The organism is Parasphingopyxis lamellibrachiae (genome assembly GCF_003385775.1).
Classification (GTDB): Bacteria; Pseudomonadota; Alphaproteobacteria; order Sphingomonadales; family Sphingomonadaceae; genus Parasphingopyxis; species Parasphingopyxis lamellibrachiae.
This window is the reverse complement of the sequence record NZ_QRDP01000004.1, coordinates 1,113,292-1,134,019: the sequence shown is the minus strand read 5'-3', so window position 1 is coordinate 1,134,019 and position 20,728 is coordinate 1,113,292. Positions and strand designations below refer to the sequence as shown.

General features: G+C 60.6%; 15 protein-coding genes. 6 read left to right on the top strand and 9 right to left on the bottom strand.

Annotation, left to right across the window (positions count from 1 at the left end; genetic code table 11):
* The first annotated feature begins 1 nt into the window (after nucleotide 1).
* Nucleotides 2-973, top strand: coding sequence for a hypothetical protein (locus DFR46_RS05690; RefSeq protein WP_116235569.1), 972 nt, complete (start codon nucleotides 2-4; stop codon nucleotides 971-973).
* 5 nt (nucleotides 974-978) lie between these two features.
* Here the strand turns inward: DFR46_RS05690 and DFR46_RS05685 are convergent, their stop codons facing one another.
* The gene (locus DFR46_RS05685) at nucleotides 979-1,299 is read right to left on the bottom strand and encodes a hypothetical protein (RefSeq protein ID WP_116235568.1); all 321 of its coding nucleotides are present in this window, start codon (nucleotides 1,297-1,299) and stop codon (nucleotides 979-981) included.
* A complete protein-coding gene (locus tag DFR46_RS05680) occupies nucleotides 1,296-1,490 on the bottom strand; it encodes a hypothetical protein (protein ID WP_116235567.1) in 195 nt (64 codons plus the stop codon). The genes DFR46_RS05685 and DFR46_RS05680 overlap by 4 nt, the downstream gene beginning before the upstream one ends.
* 112 nt (nucleotides 1,491-1,602) lie before the next feature.
* Between DFR46_RS05680 and DFR46_RS05675 the strand changes: the two genes are divergently transcribed.
* The gene (locus DFR46_RS05675) at nucleotides 1,603-2,280 is read left to right on the top strand and encodes a S24 family peptidase (RefSeq protein ID WP_116235566.1); all 678 of its coding nucleotides are present in this window, start codon (nucleotides 1,603-1,605) and stop codon (nucleotides 2,278-2,280) included.
* Here the strand turns inward: DFR46_RS05675 and DFR46_RS14785 are convergent.
* Entirely contained in the window at nucleotides 2,277-2,447 is a 171-nt protein-coding gene (locus DFR46_RS14785; RefSeq protein WP_162843399.1) for a hypothetical protein, read from the bottom strand. The genes DFR46_RS05675 and DFR46_RS14785 overlap by 4 nt on opposite strands.
* Nucleotides 2,448-2,604: 157 nt before the next feature.
* Between DFR46_RS14785 and DFR46_RS05670 the strand changes: the two genes are divergently transcribed.
* The 3 genes from DFR46_RS05670 to DFR46_RS05660 are packed head-to-tail and all read left to right on the top strand — an operon-like array spanning nucleotide 2,605 to nucleotide 9,197.
* The gene (locus DFR46_RS05670; RefSeq protein WP_116235565.1) at nucleotides 2,605-2,817 is read left to right on the top strand and encodes a hypothetical protein; all 213 of its coding nucleotides are present in this window, start codon (nucleotides 2,605-2,607) and stop codon (nucleotides 2,815-2,817) included.
* 39 nt (nucleotides 2,818-2,856) lie between these two features.
* Nucleotides 2,857-4,923 carry an autotransporter assembly complex protein TamA gene (locus DFR46_RS05665; RefSeq protein WP_116235564.1) on the top strand — a complete coding sequence of 689 codons (2,067 nt, stop codon included), beginning with the start codon at nucleotides 2,857-2,859 and terminating at the stop codon, nucleotides 4,921-4,923.
* Nucleotides 4,923-9,197: a translocation/assembly module TamB domain-containing protein gene (locus DFR46_RS05660; RefSeq protein WP_116235563.1), complete on the top strand. Its 4,275-nt coding sequence runs from the start codon at nucleotides 4,923-4,925 to the stop codon at nucleotides 9,195-9,197. The genes DFR46_RS05665 and DFR46_RS05660 overlap by 1 nt, the downstream gene beginning before the upstream one ends.
* 18 nt (nucleotides 9,198-9,215) lie before the next feature.
* On the opposite strand, the gene DFR46_RS05655 is transcribed toward DFR46_RS05660, so the two are convergent.
* The 6 genes from DFR46_RS05655 to map all read right to left on the bottom strand — a co-directional run bounded on the left by DFR46_RS05655 (nucleotide 9,216) and on the right by map (nucleotide 17,568).
* Nucleotides 9,216-10,664: a serine hydrolase domain-containing protein gene (locus DFR46_RS05655; protein WP_162843398.1), complete on the bottom strand. Its 1,449-nt coding sequence runs from the start codon at nucleotides 10,662-10,664 to the stop codon at nucleotides 9,216-9,218.
* Between the two features lie 191 nt (nucleotides 10,665-10,855).
* Nucleotides 10,856-12,280 carry an aldehyde dehydrogenase family protein gene (locus tag DFR46_RS05650; protein ID WP_116235561.1) on the bottom strand — a complete coding sequence of 475 codons (1,425 nt, stop codon included), beginning with the start codon at nucleotides 12,278-12,280 and terminating at the stop codon, nucleotides 10,856-10,858.
* A 192-nt stretch (nucleotides 12,281-12,472) separates the two neighbouring features.
* A complete protein-coding gene (gene glnA / locus DFR46_RS05645; RefSeq protein WP_116235560.1) occupies nucleotides 12,473-13,885 on the bottom strand; it encodes a type I glutamate--ammonia ligase in 1,413 nt (470 codons plus the stop codon).
* 95 nt (nucleotides 13,886-13,980) lie between these two features.
* The gene (locus tag DFR46_RS05640; protein ID WP_116235559.1) at nucleotides 13,981-14,319 is read right to left on the bottom strand and encodes a P-II family nitrogen regulator; all 339 of its coding nucleotides are present in this window, start codon (nucleotides 14,317-14,319) and stop codon (nucleotides 13,981-13,983) included.
* Nucleotides 14,320-14,453: 134 nt separating this feature from the next.
* Nucleotides 14,454-16,637 carry a PQQ-dependent dehydrogenase, methanol/ethanol family gene (locus DFR46_RS05635; protein WP_116235558.1) on the bottom strand — a complete coding sequence of 728 codons (2,184 nt, stop codon included), beginning with the start codon at nucleotides 16,635-16,637 and terminating at the stop codon, nucleotides 14,454-14,456.
* 103 nt (nucleotides 16,638-16,740) lie between these two features.
* The gene (map, locus tag DFR46_RS05630; RefSeq protein ID WP_116235557.1) at nucleotides 16,741-17,568 is read right to left on the bottom strand and encodes a type I methionyl aminopeptidase; all 828 of its coding nucleotides are present in this window, start codon (nucleotides 17,566-17,568) and stop codon (nucleotides 16,741-16,743) included.
* A gap of 71 nt (nucleotides 17,569-17,639) precedes the next feature.
* Here map and DFR46_RS05625 point away from each other — a divergent pair, with 71 nt between their 5' ends.
* Complete coding sequence (locus DFR46_RS05625) at nucleotides 17,640-20,681, top strand: CHAT domain-containing protein (RefSeq protein WP_147297626.1); 3,042 nt, start codon at nucleotides 17,640-17,642, stop codon at nucleotides 20,679-20,681.
* Nucleotides 20,682-20,728: the final 47 nt, after the last annotated feature.

Genomic DNA, 20,728 nt, shown 5'->3' with positions numbered 1-20,728 from the left:
TATGAATATGAATTTGGATGCGATCAGAAATGGCGTTTCGCTGCCGAATGTGATTGCGAAACTTCCGAAAGTTCCAGTCGCTTCGGCGGTTGCCGGGCTCATCGTTGCAGCGCTGATCCTGATGACCCCGAATCCCTGGTTCGAGGCGTTTGTCGTCGAAACCGGCCTGCCGGGCATTCTTACTGCTGCTGAGCCGCCTTTGGGCGCACGGGCGCGGATCGTTTTCGCCCTGATCGCCGCCCTGGTCGTTACACTCGGGGCATGGGCTGTGCTGACGGCCATACTGGGCCGTAAATCGCAGAAACGAGCGGATGGCCGATTTGATTATGCGCAATCCGAAGCAGACGAGGAAAGTCCGCGAATCCGCCGTGCGGACAGCCATCCCGATGCGCCGTATCGCCGTCCGATCATGGCTGGTGACGAAATGGGCATCCCACTTGAGCTCGTTACAGCTGCGCCCGGCGAGACGGATGAAACTGCCGACGCGCCGGATATTCTCGAGCTTGAAGGATTTGCCGAAGATGAGACGGATTTCGTGGAATCTGCCAAAGCCGAAGAGGAGCCTCTTGAAGAGGAGGCAGCCGCAATTCCGCCGGTGGCAGAAGCAGTGGATGACACGCCCGATATTCCCGAACCGATATTCGAAATACCCCTGCCGCAACGCGAGGCCACAGCCGAAGACGGTGCCCCGGAAACGCACGAACAGGAAGATGCGAGTGCGCCATCGGATGCGGTAAATGCACCTTCCGAGATAAAGGCCGAACTGGCGGATCTGGTTGCGCGGCTGGAGGCCGGACTCAAACGGAAACAGGCCCGCAAACATGGCGCGCCCAAGGGTTTTGCCGATGCCGTTCATGAGAATGTGACACCGCATCCCCAGGCTGAACCGCAAAGCCAGTCCGGAAGCAATCATGATGCGGCGCTTCGCGAAGCGCTCAATGCCCTGCAAAAGGTTTCCGGCAAGGCAAGCTAGCCGGTTCAGTCATTGGCGATCGTCAGCGCTTCGACGGTGAGCGTACAGCCGGTGGCACTCACGCGGTTGTCGAGGATCGCGATATCGACCAGCAGATGGGCGCCCAGTTCGAATTCCGCATAGTTGAGACCATCGCACATCGCGTGCGCATGGCGGGCCGCCCGATCACTCTCAAATCGCAATGAAAATCGGTGGCGTGCACCGGTAAATGTAATGCTCGACCATGGCGTCGACCGCGCGTTCTCCAAAATGGGCTGCGCGCGGCTGCGTTTTGCCAGCGCACGGACCAGCGGCGCGAGGCCGGCGGCTGCGGTCGTATCGCTCATCCGCACTGGCCAGGTTTGCCTTCGGCCTTGGCCATGAAGGCGTAAACACGCGCGCTGACCTTGCCGCCGCACTCGCGCCCTTTGCGAATATCGAAGACGAAACGGGGGTCGTTTACAGCCTCGCGGCCGAAACGGGTAGGCGATATGCCGGAGCGACGCAGAAAACGGTCGATGTCGATCAGTAGGCTCATCCTTTTTCTCCAGGTTGCTGGCGATCCGGCGACTCGGAGCCAGTAGGGAAATTCCTATCTCAAACGTAATTTCCTACTTGTCTAGGAATATTCCTATCGGTATGATGCCGATATGGATGAACATGGGCCCCGGAAAGTTTTGGAGCGTCTGGCGCGCGAGCGCGGTGACGACTATTCAGCCCTGTCGCGGATGATCGGGCGAAATGCGGCCTATATTCAACAGTTTATAAAGAGAGGAACGCCCCGGCGTCTGGCTGAGCAGGACCGCCGGATACTTGCCGAATATTTTGCCGTCGATGAACGGATGCTGGGGGCACCCGCCGAGAACGTGTCTAGGAAAAACCCTGCAGATGGCTGGCGTCCGGGCCGTGACATGGTCGCGATCCGCCAGTTCGCCGTAAACGCCTCGGCAGGACCGGGAGCATTGGCGGACGACGAACAGGAACTGTCGCAGATTGTTTTTCCTGCCCGCTGGCTGCGCAAGCTGGCGGGGGGCGACCCCGCTGAACTATCGATCATCACCGTCTTCGGGGATTCGATGGAGCCAACCCTGTCGGACGGAGATGAAATTCTCGTGAGCCGGGGGGATGGAGCTGAGCGTCTTCGCGACGGTATTTACGTACTGCGTGACGACAATGCCTTGATCGTCAAGCGGATCGCGATGAACCCGGCCAATCGCCGGTTCACCATAAAAAGCGACAATGCCGGTTATCCGGACTGGCCTGACTGCGATCTGGATTCGGTGGAAGTTATCGGCCGGGTTGTCTGGGCCGGGCGCCGGCTGGCTTAGCGCGCGAACCGCCAGAAGGCGAGCGCGAGGACTGTGCCGATGGCGATTCCAGCTAGCAAGCCGATCGTCGGCTGGCCGACAGCCGTGCCGACAGCCAGGCCGGCAAACGGGCCGATAGCCAGGAATATACCGCCGCCAAACTGTCCCTGTCTTGGTTTTTCCGTCATGCCGCCCGCTATGACAGCGGCGTTTGCGACTGTCACCCGGGAGAATGGCTAACGGCTTCTTCACCAGTTTCGCCGCGAGATGTGAAACGCTTTCCGGGTAGAGGGTTTCCGCCAGACCGGATCGGTGACGCCTGGCAGAAAACAGGATCTTCATTCCATGCACGAGCAATTCTACATTTCGGATCGTGAAGCCGTGTCCGACGCGGCGAACCTTATCGAAGAATATGGATCGCTTGCCGGAAAAGAAGCGGCCGCCCGTGCGGGCAAAAGCCGGGAAAAGGGGAATGTCGTCCATTTCTGCCGCTGGCGCCAGATCAAGCGGCTCGTCGAGTGGATGGACAGTGGCGGTGTCGCGTCCTCGCTGCATTAACAGGCACGACTTTTTTCCCAACGACTTTGGCGTATTTGTTTGGCGATCAAGCACTATTCGCGCTACCAGCCGGGCATGACCGGGTTGATCAAACCGGGCCGGGCGTATTTCGGTTCGTTCATGCTGTTTTGCGCGCTGGGCACTCCGCTGCCGCTTGTCGCGCAAACCCCGGCCGATACCCTTGCAGAGGATGTCGCGAACGAGGTCGAGTCGCTGACGACGCGCGAGCTGCAGCCGCTCGATGCCAATGCGGGTTTTGCCGAGTCCGAACCGCTTACGGAGTTTGACGATTTCGGCGTTGCCTGGCCGGACATGTCGGTCGTTGCGGATTCGGAAACCGCAGCAAGTCGAAACGCCATCGCTATAAATACGGAACAGCGCTATTCCGTAGTGCTTCGCGGGCTCGATAATCTCGACGAGGCCGGCGAAATCCGGTCCCAGTTCCGGGCCTTGTCCGTCCTGCGGGAGCGGGACGGCGACCCGGCGGTCGTCGCCCAGATCGACCGGCGCGCCGATGTCGACCGTGAGTTGCTGCGCGAACTGTTACGGTCGCACGGTTACTATGACTCCCAGGTTGTAACCGAACTGAGCGGCGAAACCGGTCAGGAAAGAATCGAGGTCATATTCGATATCGAGGCTGGTCCGCTGTACCGCTTTGCGAGCGTGGACCTGCCCGGCCTTGCCGCTGCGGGAGATCGAACCGACGAGCTGAGAGAGCAATTCCCGGTTCGCGAGGACGATCCGGTTGACGCCGCGGCGGTAACGTCAGCGCAGGCCAATCTTGCCGTTGAACTGGGCAATCGCGGATATCCTTTTGCCGAGATGGGCGAAGAAGAGGTGATCGTCGATCACGCCAGCCGCATCGCCAGATTGACCCTGCCCGTCGAAACCGGTGGAGAGCGTTCATTCGGCGGGATCCGGGTCGAACAGGGGGCGGACGAGCTCTTCGGATCGGACCATGTGGCGACGATTGCCCGGTTCGAACCCGGTGAGCTGTATTCGACCGGGATGGTTGACGATTTGCGCCGGGCCCTCATCCAGACGGGTCTCGTATCGCGCGTCGACCTGACGCCGGTCGAGACCGACGATCCGGGCCTTGTCGACATTGCCGTCGCCATGGAGCCAGCGCCGCCGCGAACGATTTCCGGCGAGATCGGATATAGCACGGGAGAGGGCGCGCGCGTCGAAGTGGGTTGGGAGCATCGCAACCTGATCCGGCCGGAAGGCGCGCTTGCGCTCCGGGGCATCCTCGGCACGGACGAACAATTTGCAAGCGTTAGTCTGCGGCGCAGCAATTTCCTCGAGCGCGACCAGATTCTGACAGCGCAGCTTTTCGCCAGCAACGCCAATCGCGATGCTTTCGATGCTCGCACGGCCGGCTTCACCGCCAGCTTCGAGCGCATTTCCAACCAGCTGTGGCAGAAGCAGTGGTTCTGGTCGCTCGGGCTTGAGCTCCTGGCATCCGACGAACGCGATGTCGTGGGTGCCGCTGGGATGCGGCAGCGCGAGACGTTTCTTATCGGCGCCATCCCGATGAGCCTGAATTACGATGGAACCCGGGATCTGCTGAATCCGGAGAGCGGCGTCCGCCTGTCCGCGTTCGTATCGCCAGAGCTATCCTTCCATGACGGCACCTTTGGCTATGCGCGGGTGCAGCTCGATGGAAGTGCCTATTTCCCGTTGATGGATGCCCTGACTTTTGCCGGACGGATCAGGCTTGGAGGCATACCCGGCGCGTCGACAAACAATATCGCACCCTCCCGGCGTTTCTATGCGGGTGGCGGCGGGTCCGTGCGCGGATACAGCTATCAGTCGATCGGTCCGCGCGATGCGAACAACGATCCGATTGGCGGGCGCAGCCTTGTCGAGATGGCGATCGAAGCCCGTTATCGCTTCGGCAATTTCGGGATTGTTCCGTTTATCGATGCCGGTGCGATCTATACCGACCTCTATCCCGATTTCAGCAATTTGCGGTTCGGGACTGGCCTCGGCTTTCGCTATTACAGCAATTTCGGCCCGATCCGCCTCGATGTCGGTACGCCGCTCAATCCGCAGCCCGGCGATCCCGTGATCGCTATCTATGTTTCGCTCGGACAGGCTTTCTGATGGCGGGCGCGACTGCAGATGCGGTTCCGGAGGATGTCGATTATATTTCGGCGACACCCCGCCGGCGGCGGATAACGCGATGGGCGCTGTACGGTATTGCCGGTGTGCTGGCCTTTATCTTTGTCACCCTGTTTGCGCTCGATACGCCGCCGGGCAGGCGTTTCCTGATCGACCGTATAGAAGCGCTGGAGCCAGCCAACGGCCTGAGGGTCAGGATCGGACGGATCGACGGATCGATCTATGGCCGGATGACGATATCCGATCTCAGGCTTTATGATCCCGAAGGCCTGTTTTTCGAAGCTCCGGAACTCGATCTGGACTGGCAGCCCGGGCTGTTTCTGCTCGACAACCGGCTGCATATCGACAGCCTGTCTTCGGATCTTGCGATCCTGCACCGCACGCCCGCGCTTGTTCCGTCGGAAGAGGAGGGACAGCCGATCCTGCCGGGCTTCGATATCCATGTCGGTTCGCTGGATATTGTGCGGCTACGGTTCGAGGAAGCAGTGGCCGGGCAGAGGGAGCATGTGTCGCTGGCGGGCAATGCCGATATCCGGTCGGGCCGCGCGCTCGTTCAACTGCGTAGCCAGTCGCTCGACAGCGGTGAGCGGCTGACTTTCGCTCTTGATGCCGAACCGGACGGCGATGTTTTCGATGTCGACCTGCAGCTCTACGCGCCGGAAGACGGAATTCTTGCAGGGCTCACCGGAATCGAGCGTTCGCTGGCCATGGACATTGCCGGCAGCGGCACGTGGGAAAGCTGGAACGGACGGGCACAAATTGATAGCGGCGAAGCGCGGGTTGTCGATCTCGATCTTGAAGCGAATGACGGAGCCTTTGTTCTGGGCGGCGTAGTGCGCTCCACAGAGTTGCTGGACCCGGGGGTTCTGCGCCGACTCACCGCACCTGAAATGAATTTGAGCGCCCGGGCCACGTTGGAAAACCGCAGCTTGGCAGGCGATTTCGATATCCGCTCGCCATCTGCGGTCATTGAGGGCCGGGGCGTTCTCGATCTGGCCGAAAGCGCCTTTGACGGATTTGCTGCGCGCTTCCGGCTCCTCGACCCTTCGGCCCTTGTCGCCAATATGAGTGGGTCCGATGTCCGCATGTCTGTGGGCCTTGATGGTCCGTTCGACCGCGCGGAATTCCGGTATGAGCTGACCGCCCCGCGCGCCGCATTTGGCGGTACGGGCTTCGATAATCTGCGTATCGGTGGGGAGGGCCGGCTCGGCCAGACGCCATTCACTTTGCCGGTAGCCGCAACAGCCAGCCGGATCACTGGTCTTGGCGAAACCTTTGATGATGTTGTGCGCAACGTATCGGTGGATGGCAATCTGCTGATCACGGACGAGCAGATTGTTGGCGACGATCTGCTCTTGCGGTCCGATCGTTTGCGCGGCGATATTTCTACGATTTACGATCTGGCTTCGGGCAATTATGCGGCGGCCTTCAACGGCGACATCGATAGATTCCGCCTTCCGGGCCTAGGCATTTTCGACATTCGTACGCGGGTTGATGTGCGGCCGGCCTCCGGTGGAAATTTTGTTATTGCCGGGGAGGCGAGGGCTGTCACACGCCAGCTGGAGAACAGCTTTTTCCAGACATTGTCGGGCGGCCCGCCTGTCGTCGACGCTTCCATCGCCTATGGGCCGGATGGTCGCTTCGCCTTCACCGACATGCAACTCCGTTCGCCTTCGCTGCGGTTCAATGGCAGCGGCTATCTGGATGGCGGAGGCGAACTCTATATCTCGGGATCGGGCCAACAGGCGCAATATGGGCCGTTGACGGTGACAGCGCAGGGCGCGCCATCCCGGCCCCGTGTTGAACTTACACTGGCCAACCCGGTGCCTTCGGCAAGAGTCGCCGATGTGAATGCCGTTCTTGAGCCAAATGAGCGCGGCTATCTCTACACGGCGACAGGCCAGTCAATGGGCGGGCCATTTGCATCGTCGGGCGTCGTCGCCCTGCCGACAGGCGCGCCGGTGTCCATCACCGTATCCGAACTGCTTGTGGCCGACACGCGGACGTCTGGCGGCTTTGCATTCAGGGATGGTGGCATGGTTGGCTTGCTGGAGCTGACGGGGATTGGCGTGACCGGCGATATCCAACTCCTGACGGAGGGCGGTGAGCAGTTGGTTGTGGTCGATATCGATGCGGAAAATGCGCGGCTCGGCGGCGAGATCGATGCGACGGTTCGCCGGGCGATGCTCGATCTCCGCTGGCGGCCATTGGAAGACTTGCCGCGCCTGGAAGGCAGTGTCGAACTTTATGGCCTGCGTCGACGCAATCTTTCGCTTGCCCGTTTCGACGGATCGGTAGAGCTCGAGGGAGGCCATGGTACGGCCGACTTCAATCTGGGCGGCGCGCGCGGGCGCAATTTTGATTTCTCGGCCCAGGCGGTCATTGCGCCCGGCGATATAGGGATAGAGGGCGGCGGCTCATTCCGCGGTGAGCCCATCGAACTGACGCCTCTGACCATTCGGCAGGACGAAAATGGCTGGGTGATTCCGGAAAGTACGATCAGTTATGCGGGCGGCGGCGCCACGCTCTCGGGCCGCTTTGGCGGTTCGGTCACGCAGGTCGACGCGAACGTCGATAGTGTCCCGCTGTCGCTTATCGACATTGCCTATCCCGACACCGGCTTTGGAGGCCTTGCGACTGGCATGGTCCATTATCGTCAAAGCGACGACAGCAATATCCCGACTGGACATGTCGAGCTGCGCATTCGCAGCCTGACACGGGAAGGCTTCGCGCTGCGACCGCGCCCGGTTAACCTCGGGATCAATGCCCGGCTCGAAAATCGCCGCCTCGCCACCCGGGCGATAATGGAAAGCGATGGCGAGGAAATCATGCGCTTCCAGGCGCGGCTCGATCCGATTGCGGGCGAGGGGAATTTTGGTGACCTGCTCGCAGTGGCGCCACTCTTCGCCGAACTGCGCTACAATGGCTCCGCGGAAACATTGTGGCAGCTCACCGGTAACGAGGTTCTCAGCCTGTCAGGCCCGCTTTTTGCGGATCTCAATATCGAGGGGACGCTCGATACGCCGGATGTCTCGGGTGAACTGAAGGTGCGAAACGGGAGGCTGGAAAGCGCCCTGACCGGCACGGTGGTAGAGGGCGTGTCGAGCGATGGGACATTCGCCATTACCCAGACGCTGACCGATGACGGCATCGTCCGTCAATCCCGCCTCGAATTTCCCAGCCTGTCTGGCACGACCCCGGGGGGCGGTTCCATATCCGGCAGCGCCTCTTTCGATCTGGGATTGGCCAGCGGGTTCGGCATGAATGTCGAGCTGGAGGCGGACCGGGCCTGGTTGCTGCGCCGCGACGATATTTCGGCGCAGGTGAGCGGCCCACTAACGATTACGCTACGTGCGCCGCCAGGCACGGCGATAGGCACGGCCAATGCGCGACCCGTTGGCGAAATCAGGGGCGATTTCGATATGGTGCGGGGTGAGTTCGCATTGGGACAGGCGGCGCCGTCGATCATTGTACCGACACTCAATGTGACGGAGATCAATCGCCCCCTTGATGAACCGGAAGACCGGCCGGTTCCCGTCAACTGGACGTTGAATGTCGATGTGAATGCCCGCAATCGCTTCATGGTGCGCGGCCTGGGGCTCGATAGCGAGTGGAGCGCCGATATCGATGTGCGGGGCCCACTCGAGAACTTCCAGATTCTGGGTGCGATGAACCTGCGGCGGGGCAGTTATGAATTTGCCGGCCGGAGTTTCGAGCTGGAGCGCGGCCGGATAGAATTTTACGGCAACCAGCCTGTCGATCCGGTTCTCGACATCGTCGCTGTGGGCGACGCGGAAGGCCTGGACGCGATGATAAATATCGGCGGTACGGGCAACAGTCCGGAAATCCGTTTTACCAGCACGCCGGCACTCCCGACGAGCGAGCTTCTCAGCCGCTTGCTGTTCGGCACGTCGATCACCAACCTCTCTGCGCCTGAGGCCTTGCAGCTGGGTGCCGCCGTTGCTTCGCTCCAGACCGGCGGGGGCGGCGGCCTGAATCCGATCAACGCGGTGCGCGATGCGATCGGGCTTGACCGTTTGCGCGTGCTTCCCGCGGATCCCGCTGAAGGCCGGGGAACGGCCGTTGCCGCGGGCGTGTACGTAACGCGCCGCTTGTTCGTGGAAGTGATCAGCGACGGGCAGGGCTATTCTGCGACGGAAACCGAGTTCCGCATCACGCGCTGGCTCTCGCTGCTCTCCAGCATCAGCACGCTCGGGCGGGTCGAGACCAACCTCCAGATCAGCCGGGATTATTAGTTTGGCCGCGGAACAGCGCTAGTCCGCCGCCGCTTCTCCGAACAGCAATTCCGATATTTCGTCGGTGATGTCCCGGGAGATGATGCTGCCCAGCCGATTTGAGAGGACGGCAATCCCGACACCGGAACCTGGCGCGTAGCGGATATCGGCGAGCCCGCCGCCGCCGCTGTGACCGATCAACCGTTCTCCGGCGAATGTCTTGACGATCGTGGCCAGGCTATAATTGCTGTCTGCGTCTATCCGTTCGTCGGCAAATATCTGCGACTCCAGAAACGCTTCGGATACGATGCTGCCCTGGGCAATTGCGGCAAAAAGCCGTGCCATATCCGAGGCTGTAGTGAGATAGCCTCCGCCCATCCTCAGCAGGCCGGGATACGGATTGTGCGCCTCGGACAAGGCTCCCCGATCGAGCTGATAGACAGGGAGCGCCCCGGTCGCCTGCGCTGCGAAACGGGTGTCGGTCATGCCGGCGGGGCCGAAAACATGCTCCTGCAGCAGTTCGTCCCAATTCAGCCCGGTGCGCTCGGAAATCGCCATCGCCAGAATTGCATAGCCGCTTTGCTGGTACCGCATCGCGCTGCCGGGTTCGAAATCCAGTGGCATGGCCTCCAGCATCGCGAACATCTCCCGCTGCGTCAGCCCAAGCTGCTCGTCTTCCGGCAAGGCTTGAAAGCGTTCGTCGGCGAGAATACGCGGTATGCCCGATGTGTGATTGAGGATGCGCCACAGAGGAACGTTCCGCCATGTTTCGGGGGCATCCGCCAAATAGTCCCCGAGAGGGGCGGCCAGATCGATGACGCCGTCTTCCGCCAGCGACAGCATGAGCAGGCCGGTGAAAAATTTTGTTGCGGAGGCGAGCTGGACTGGAGTGGCGGACGTAAAGGGCGCGTTGCTTTCAAGGTCGCCCACGCCGAACGCCCGTTGGAACAGCGTTTGGGATCCCTGGGTCACGACGACGGCGAGACCGGGAATGCGCCTCTGCTCGACCATCTGTTCAATATGAGCGGCGAGGGTGCCTGAGTTGAGGTCGCGGGAGAAATCGCGATTTTCAGCAGGAGAAACGGCATAATCACCCGGGAATCGAAGCCGCGGCGGGATGCATTCGATTTCGGTCAGCGCAGTCTGCCCGTCCGGATTGACGATATTGAACTGGAGAAAATCGGTGCCGGAAACTGTGAATTCACGGGATTCGAGGTCCGAAGTGAACGATACCCTTGTGGTTGCATCGGCGGTGCAGCCCACGCGCAATTTGTCCGGCGAAATTTCGGGAACAACGGTCCATGCGAATTCCGGCTCATTCCCGATCTGGACCTGAACGACCATCTCGGAGGTTCTGAGCTGCGGCAGGGACGATTGATCCGCCGCCCTTTCCCCGTCTGTTCCGTGCGTTTGAGCCGGTGCCGGCCCGGGTAACGCAATGCCGGTTGCCATGAGGAGGACCAGGCCCGCCGTGGTTCCCGCAGACATTCTGTTCGGCATCCTCATCAATTATTCTCCCGGCAACAAAAAACTGCCCTTGCCGTAATTACGACGAATGTCGGAGTCAATCGAATAAGGCGGATTGCAAATCAGGCCATGCCCGGTGGGCGGCGGCGGCGGCAAAAAAGGGCGGCAGGAACGCTCCCGCCGCCCTCTCTTTGCTCGGGTCGGTGTCGAACCTAGGCAGGCTCGCCGATAACCGATTTCACTTCCATGAACTCGCGCAGGCCATATTTGCCCATCTCGCGGCCATTGCCGGACTGTTTATAGCCACCGAACGGCGCGTCCGGGACCGGGCCCCAATTGTTCACGCCGATGAGGCCGGCGCGGAGCTTGCCGGTAAATTTCCCGGCTTCCTCGGCCGGGCCGTAAACACAGGCCGACAGGCCATATTCCGTGTCGTTAGCGATCCGTAGCGCTTCCTCATCATCCTTATATTTGATGACCGTGACGACCGGGCCGAAAATCTCTTCGCGGGCAATCGTCATGTCGGGGGTGATGTTCGAGAACACCGTCGGCTTGACATAGAAGCCCTGGTTGACGCCGTCGGGGCGCCCGGTGCCGCCGGTTTCAACCGTGCCGCCCTCATCGATACCCTTCTGGATAAGGCCCTGGATCTTCTCATATTGGGCAGCGTTGACGACCGGGCCGATATGCGCGCCCATTTCCGTGGGATTACCGACCTGGACGCTTTCCATCACGCCCTTGGCGGTTGCGACGGCTTCATCATATTGTGATTCATGCACGAGCATGCGGGTCGGCGCGATGCAGCTCTGGCCGGAATTGATGATCACGCCCTGCAGTCCATTGGGTACGGCTTCGGCGATATTCGCGCCTTCGAGAATGATATTGGGCGTCTTGCCGCCCAGTTCCTGATGAACGCGTTTCACCGTATCGGCGGCGTTCTTGGCGATCATGATGCCGGCGCGCGTCGAGCCGGTGAAGCTGACCATGTCGACGTCTTTGTGTTTGGTCAGCGCCGTGCCGACGCCAAGACCGTCGCCCTGGACAAGGTTGAACACACCGGCTGGAACGCCCGCGGCGTCCATGATCTCGGCGATGATCGCGCCCGTGCCCGGCGTCTCTTCGGACGGTTTGAGAACCATCGTATCACCGGCGGCCAGAGCAGGAGCCACTTTGGCGGTAATCTGGTTCATCGGCCAGTTCCACGGCGTGATCATCGCGACGACGCCGATCGGCTCATGCACGACGCGCGCCGGGCCGAGCTTTTCTTCCCATTCGAATTCTTTCAGCGCTTCGGCGGCTTTCAGGATATGGCCGAGGCCGGCGGGGCCTTGCGCGGCATTGCCGATGGCGATCGGGCAACCCATTTCATCCGCCATCACGGCGGCCATGTCGGGAATGCGTTTCTTATATTCTTCGGCGATCCGTTCCAGCAGCGCGATGCGCTCTTCGACGCTGGTCTGCGAGAAGCTTTCGAAAGCCGCTTTGGCCGCAGCGACTGCCTTGTCGGTATCGGCCTGGCTGCCGAGCATGATTTCCGTGCACGGCTCTTCGGTTGCCGGGTTGATCACTTCATGGCGGGTGCCGCCTTCACTCTCGACCCATTCGCCGTTGATATACTGCTTCAGATAGCTGTGCATGGCATTCCGCTCCTGTGATTCGGGGATAATCGGTTCGTATTTGCAACCAAGATAGGACAGAGAGCGCGTCTGTTCAACGCGCCAGGCGGCTCACGGGCAATTTTGCGAAGGCCGAGGACGCAAGGAAGGCGGGGCAAAGAAAAAGGGCCCGGTGTCGCCACCAGGCCCTGCTCCATGATTCCGTAGCGGTAATCAGGACGAATAGTACATGTCATACTCGACCGGGCTGGGCGTCGTTTCCAGCCGGGCATTTTCTTCCCATTTGAGTGCGGCATAGGCTTCGATCTGTTCGCGATAGAAGACATCGCCCTTGAGCAGGAACTCATAATCCTCTTCGAGGGACTCAAGCGCTTCGCGCAGCGATCCGCAAACGGTCGGCACATTCGCCAGCTCTTCGGGCGGAAGGTCGTACAGATTCTTGTCCATGGCATCGCCCGGATGGAGCCGGTTTTCGATACCGTCGATACCGGCCATGAGAAGTGCCGAGAAGGACAGATACGGGTTGGCCAGCGGGTCGGGGAATCGAAATTCGACGCGTTTCGCTTTGTCGCCGGAGCCATAGGGAATCCGGCAGGACGCAGAACGGTTGCGGCTGGAATAGGCAAGCAGAACCGGTGCTTCGAAGCCCGGAACGAGACGCTTGTAGCTGTTCGTCGTCGGGTTGGTGAATGCGTTCAGTGCCTTGGCATGCTTGATGACACCGCCGATGAAATAGAGGCAGTTGTCGCTGAGACCAGCATATCCGTTGCCGGCAAAGGTTGGCTTGCCATTGTCCCAGATCGACATATGGGTGTGCATGCCGGAGCCGTTATCATCCTTGATCGGCTTGGGCATGAAGGTGGCCGTTTTGCCATAGGCCTGGGCAACCATCTGCACGACATATTTATAGACCTGAACACGGTCAGCCGTCTGGGTCAGGGTGCCGAAAGTGACGCCCAGCTCATGCTGCGCTGCTGCAACTTCGTGATGATGTTTGTCCATGGGAAGGCCCATTTCGAGCAGCGTCGACACCATTTCGGCGCGCACATCCATGGTGCTGTCTACCGGAGGCACCGGGAAATAGCCGCCCTTGGCGCGCGGACGATGGCCCAGATTGCCCATTTCATATTCGCGGCCGGTGTTGGTCGGCAGTTCGATATCGTCGATCTTGAAATAGCTGCGGTCATACCCGTCTTCGAACCGGACATCGTCGAACATGAAGAATTCGGGTTCCGGGCCGACATACACGGTGTCGCCAAGGCCCGTCGTCTTCAGAAACGCCTCGGCGCGTTTTGCTGTGGACCGCGGATCGCGCGCGTAGAGCGAGCCATCGCCCGGTTCCACGATGTCACAAAAAACGGCCAGCATCGGGGTCGCGGAGAAAGGATCGGAATATACCGCATCGAGATCCGGCCGCAGGATCATGTCGCTTTCGTTGATCACCTTCCAGCCCTCGATCGAGGAGCCGTCGAACATCAGGCCGTCTTCGAACTCGTCTTCGCCCATCGCTCCGGAGCACATCTGCAAATGCTGCCACTTGCCGCGCGGATCGGTGAAGCGCAGGTCTACCCACTCAATCTCTTCGTCCTTGATGCGTTTGATAATGTCTTTGGCAGTGGTTGTCATGAAACTTTGCCTTCTTCTCGATGGGGTTCGGAGAAAGAATCCTATACTATTCTTCGCAGTTGCACAAAAATATTTTTTCGCAGAATTATAAGCGTTTAGACTGCGTCACTATCCTGTTCGCCTGTGCGGATGCGAATAGCGCGGTCGATTGTCGAGACGAATATCTTTCCGTCGCCGATTCGTCCCGTCTGGGCAGCATTCTGGATTGCTTCGACAACGCGGTCGGCCAGGCCATCGTCGACAACCGCTTCGAGTTTTACCTTGGGCAGGAAATCGACGACATATTCCGCGCCGCGATACAATTCGGTATGGCCCTTCTGCCGGCCAAAGCCCTTGGCTTCGGTTACTGTCATCCCGTTTACGCCAATGTCGTGGAGCGCTTCCTTCACTTCATCGAGCTTGAAAGGTTTGATGATCGCTTCGATCTTTTTCATGTGCGTCTTTCCTCAGGGTGCGGCCAGCGCCGCTTTCGCACTGTCATAAGCGGGCAGGGGGCAGAGTCGCAAGCCGGATGATCAATGGGAACCGGTGCACATGGCCAGATGCTTGCCGCCGCGTCTCCTCCGGTTCAGGACTGGTCGTCGGTCGTGCCTTCCTCTTCCCGCCGAGCCTGCATCTCTTCTAGATCGCCATTAGCCTTGTCGATAACGTAGAGCCGGATCATCTCGGCGAGTTCGGGTGAAAGGACACTGGAGAAACTCGGCATTCCGTTGTCGGCGAGATCCCCGCCGATGACCACATCACGCCAGCCGGTGTCCACCGTAAGGTAGCCGGAGAAGCGGAGATCGGGATTGATGCCGCCGCCAACCGCGCCTTCGCCATGGCAGACCATACAATTGCGATAATAGAGCTGCTGGCCGCGGGCGATCTCTGCTTCGGTTCCAGTCGATGCCGGTGGGTCGAGCGGAATCTGTTCGGTATCGGGTGCGTCGGGCAATACGCCGGTTCCATCGAGACGCAGCACGATAAGGCGCGGTACGTTCGGCACCTCTCCGGCGGTAATGTCCGCCGCGCCCGCCGTGATCTGGAAAGCGCCGCCGCGACCGGTCGTGAAGGCGATGTGCTGAACGCCGTCGATCAGGAAGGTCGATGCCCCGGCAAGAACGCCGGACTGCACATCCATCGACCACAGTTCCTCTCCGGTATCGGCAGCATAAGCCTTGAATTGTCCGGTCGCGGTGCCCTGGAATACAAGGTTGCCGGCCGTTGTCAGAATGCCGCCATTCCAGGGTGTGTCATAGTCGACGGTCCAGCGCGCTTCCTGCGCCACCGGATCCCAGGCGACAAGGCCGCCCCGCACTGTCGAGATGACAGCGCGAAGCGTCGCGCGATCGCGCGGTAAAGCGCCATCCTCGAAGTTCAGGCCTGTATTGAAACCGATTGGGTTCAGCTGGGAATGTTCGTCGGTGGTCGGGGGCATATAGGCCGAAGGCACGATATTGGCCGGAATGTAGGCAAGCCCGGTAAGCGGGCTGAAAGCCATTGGCTGCCAGTTATGGGCGCCAATCGGGCCCGGGTTGGCGATGAACATTTCTCCGGTCCGGTAGAAACGGGCCGCTTCGTTCTCGATCGGCCGGCCGGTTTGCAGATCATATCCCGTGGCCCAGTTCACGCCTTCGACAAAGGCGTCGGCTGAAATCAGGGATCCCGTTTCGCGATCGATCACGAAAAAGAAGCCGTTTTTCGGCGCGTGCATGATCACTTTTCTCGGCTGCCCGTCGATTTCCAACTCGGCCAGGATGATCGATTGCGTAGCCGTATAGTCCCAGCTTTCCCCGGGCGTTTCCTGGAAATGCCAGAGATATTCGCCGGTATCGGGATTGAGTGCGACAACGGATGAGAGGAAGAGATTGTCTCCCTGCCCATCGGAGCGCACGCCATGGTTCCATGGGCTGCCATTGCCGACGCCGATATAGAGCTGGTTCAGTTCATGATCGTAGACAATGGAATCCCAAACCGTTCCGCCGCCGCCGGATTCGCGCCATTGGCCGCCTTCCGACCATGTGCGCGATGCCGTCTGCAATACCTCGTCGGACGCGGCATTGTCGGGTTCGCCATCTGGATTGGGCACAGTGTAGAAGCGCCAGTCCAGCGCGCCGGTATTGGCATCATAGGCAGATACATAACCGCGCACGCCGAATTCGGCGCCGCCATTTCCAATGATGACGCGATTGTTGACCACCCGCGGAACGCCCGTGATCGAGTAGGGGAGGTCGGGGTCCGTGGTTTGCTCTGACCATAGTTGCGCGCCGGTGCGGGCGTCGATCGCAATCAGGCGGCCATCGAGCGTTCCGAGGTAAAGCTTGCCACGCCAAACGGCCACGCCGCGATTGACCGCGTCGCAACATGTGTTTTGCAGCACGGAGCGCGGAACTTCAGGATCGAAGGTCCAGAGAGGTTCGCCATTGCTGGCGTCGAAAGCGAATACTTTGGACCAGGGGCCGGTGAGATACATGACGCCGTCGACAACGATCGGCGTTGCTTCCTGCGCGCGGGCATCGGGAAGTTCGGCCGACCATGCAATACCGAGATTGCCGACATTTTCCGCCGTAATCTGGTCGAGCGGACTGAAGCGCTGCTCGTCATAGCTGTAGCTTGCCGCAGCCCAGTCGCTGCCGTCGCCGCCAGTTGCCAGAAAATCGCCGTCGACCTTGGCCGTACCCTGCTCTGTACTGATGCCTGAGCCATCTTCACCGCCTGATGAACAGGCCGCAAGGCCCAGTGCCAATGCCAGTCCGAACCAAAAACGCATGTACCACTCTCCCAAATGCCAATCCTTATTGGCCTAGGAGGCGACATGTTGCAATTGTAGGGTTAGCCGAGCGACTGACCAGATAACCCTGTAGATCGGGATTCTAGTTATAGGGAGGGTTGTCCAGTCCGGTCGGGCTCTTGGTGAAAATCTCGACGCCATCTTCGGTAACACCGATCGAATGCTCGAACTGCGCGGAAAGCGAACGATCGCGAGTTACGGCCGTCCAGCCATCGTCGAGAACCTTAACGCTTGCCTTACCAATGTTGATCATCGGTTCGATTGTGAAAAACATGCCCGGCCTCAGTTCGGGGCCGGTTCCCGGCTTCCCGGCATGCACAACTTCGGGTGCGTCATGGAAAAGGCGGCCCAGTCCGTGACCGCAAAAATCGCGGACCACGCCATAGCGGTGCGCTTCGGCGTGCTGCTGGATGGCGTGTGAAATATCGCCAAGGCGGGCACCGGGTTTAACCTGCTCTATGCCAAGCATCATGGCCTCATAGGTCACGTCGATCAGCTTTTGGGCCTTGATAGGTACCTTGCCGACCGTGAACATCCGACTGGTGTCGCCGTGCCAGCCATCGAGTATCGGGGTCACGTCGATATTGACGATGTCTCCCTTTTTCAGGGTTTTGTTGCCCGGAATGCCATGACACACGACATGGTTGATCGAGGTGCAGCAGCTTTTTGTGTATCCCCGATAGCCGAGCGTTGCGGGAATGCCGCCGCCGGCTTTCATCCGGTCCAGTACAATATCGTCAATTTCCTGTGTCGTTACGCCGGGTACGACATGGGGAACGAGCGCATCCAGAACTTCGGCGGCCAGCCTGCCAGCGGCGCGCATCCCTTCAAAACCGGCCTCGTCGTGGAGTTTGATCGAGCCGTCCCGGGCGACCGGATCGGCCGCGGTTATCGTCTGATATTGGTTCATGGAACGCGATATAGCGAACCGAACGGCATTTCGCTATGCCATAAGCGGGTCGCGGCACGAGGAGAGCTGAGGTGGCGCGTAATAGTGGTGGAAAGAGTGTACCGGCACGGGGCGCCGCAAAAATGCTGATCGCCAGCGGTTTGCTCTTATGGCCGTCGGCCCAGGCTGTTTCCGTCATGGAAAAACCAGCTGCCGCCCGCGCACCGCAGACCGAACAGGCGCCTCCGGGCATGACGCGCGTTGAAATCCGCGACGATCGCCGGTCGGTCCGGGCCTTGCTGAGCGCCGCCGCACAGGCCGCCGATGAGGGGCGGTTCGAACAGGCAGAATCCCATTATGCGCGCGCGCTCGACATTGCCGAGCGAGTGCTGGGCCTGGATGACGACGATACGCTGCGCACAATCAACAATCTCGGCGTATTCTATACCCGGCAAGGCAGATATGACGAGGCCGAGCTGTTTCTCAATCGCGCCATAGAGGGCAGGCAGCGGGTCTTCGGGCCCGAACATCCGCAAACGCTGACAGCATTGAACAACCTGGCCACATTTTACGGCATGATCGGCCGTATGGCGGAGGCCGAGCCGCTGCTGTTGCAGGTGCTCGAAATCCGTGAACGCGTGTCCGGGCCCGATCATCCCAATACGCTGGGCGTCATCAACAATCTCGCCTACAGCTATAGCCGGCAGGGGCGCTATGCGGAGGCGGAACCGCTCTATCTGCGGGTGTTGGAAATCAGCGAGCGAACGCTTGGCTGGGACAATCAGAACACAATCGTGTCGGCCGACAATCTGGCGATCCTCTACAACCGGCAACAGCGCTATGCAGAGGCTGAGCCCCTGTTCCTGCGGGTGCAGGAGGCGGCGACGCGTACTCTGGGCGCAAACCATCAGACAACGCTGACTTCGGTGAACAATCTCGCCGCCATGTATGACAGCCAACAGCGCTACGACGAAGCCGAACCGCTCTATGTACGAGCGATGGAGGGCAGCATCGTCGCATTGGGGCAGGACCATCCGGCGACGCTTGTGGCAATGGATAATCTGGCGAGCCTGTATAATAACCAGCGTCGCTACGCTGAGTCCGAACGCCTGCGCCTGCAGGTTCTGGAAGTCAGCGAGCGGGTGCTCGGGCCGGAGCATTTCGATACGCTGATCACCGTCAATAACCTGGCTGTTCAATATCATCGCCAGGGCCGCAACGAGGACGCCGAACCCCTATATTCGCGGACATTGGCGGGGGAGCGCGCGCTGCTGGGGGAAACGCATCCCAGCACTATCCAGACCGCATATGATCTGACTGCTTTGCGCCTTGAGCTTGGCGATGCGGTCAGGGCACTCGAACCGGCGAGCCTGTTGCTGACCGGTTTGCGTCGCCGTCGCAGCGAGACGGTTTCCGGCAGTTTCGGCGAGGCGCAGCTCGAACGGGAAGAGGCCGATCAGAGCCAAACCTTTGCCCTGTATGCCGATACGGTCTGGGCAGCGGGTGAGGCGACCGACCGCGAACTGGCGGGAGAGGCATTCGAGGCGCTGCAGGATGCCATGGCCGGCACCGCCAATCGGGCCATTATCCGCATGGCGATCCGCCGCTTTGCCGATGAGGCCGGGGAAGGGCTCGGTGCTCTGGTTCGGCAGCGCGAAGAGCTGAGCAATCGCTGGGCCGAGAACAATGAAAGCTACGGCCTTTCCATGTCCGATGCGCGTTCCGCGGGCGAGCAAGATCGCGCGGCGGCGCGGACTGAGCGCGCCGAAATCGAAGACGCGATGGAGCAGATTGATGCGCGGCTGCGTGAAGAATTCCCGGACTATTTCGCGCTGATCCGTCCTGAAAGCCTGAGCGTTGAAGAGGCACAGGCCATGCTGGGTCCGGACGAGGCGATCTTGCTGACGGTGCCTACCGGCCGCGGTACTCATATCATGGCAGTCAGTCGGGAGAGTTTCGGCTGGGCACAGTCGGACTGGACGGCGCGGCAGATAGAAGCGGCGGTGCGGCGTCTTCGCTGGGAAGTCGGCGCGAATGTGGAGGTCTCGCCTGAAGAAGAGGCTGCCTGGCTGGCGCTGGAGGCACCCGGATCGCCTTTTCCTTTTGACCGGTCCACGGCTTTTGCACTTTACAATGCGGTTATCGCCCCCGTCGCGGAGGCCATTGAGGGCAGGAATCATGTCTTCATCGCGGCGGGCGGGGCGCTGTCTGGACTGCCTTTCTCCATCCTGGTTACCCAGGAACCGGAAGGGGACGATAATGATCCGGAGGCCCTGCGCGCCACACACTGGTTCGCCGACGCGCATGCCCTTACCCATATTCCCTCGATCCAGTCGCTTCACCTGTTGCGTCGTTTCGAACCATCCGGGGGCGGAGCGACGGGATTTGCCGGCTTCGGCGATCCGGTGCTCGATGGTCAGGCGCAATCGCGGGGTATGAACCGGGGAGCAAGGGCGCTGGATGCTTCTGCGGTTCTTGCGCGGTCGGGCGGAGGCGTGGCCAATGTCCGGGCGCTCCGATCTATGGCGCGGCTTCCGGGAACTGCGATCGAGCTTGAAAATATGCGCAATGCGCTGGACGCGCCGGAAAACTCGGTCTGGTTGGCGGAGCGGGCGACGGAAGCCGCCGTCAAGGAAGCGGACTTGTCCGGCGCCGCGATTCTCGCCTTTGCGACCCATGGCCTGATGGCGGGCGAGATCAGCGATTTTGCCGAACCGGGCCTTGTGTTCACACCGCCGGATACGGCGAGTGCGCTCGACGACGGCTATCTCGCCGCTTCCGAAGTATCGGCGCTAAGGCTGGACGCTGACTGGGTTATTCTATCGGCCTGCAACACGGCGACAGGGGATGGAGGCAGCTCGCAGGGCTTGTCCGGGCTTGCCCGCGCTTTCTTCTATGCGGGCGCGCGCAATCTTCTCGCATCTTATTGGCCGGTGAATGACGAGGTGGCGGCGCGCCTTACCGTGCGGACCATTGCGTTGCGCCAGGCCGACAGCGAGCTCAGCCGGGCCAGCGCCTTTCAGCAGGCGATGCAGGAAGTGCGCGACGATCTCGGCCACGATACGGGGCAAACGAGTTGGGCGCATCCGGCCTTCTGGGCCCCGTTTACATTGATTGGCGACGGCGCGCGATAAATTCCGCGCGAACCGGCGTGTCCCGGGCGCGTGCAGGAGTGCACAAG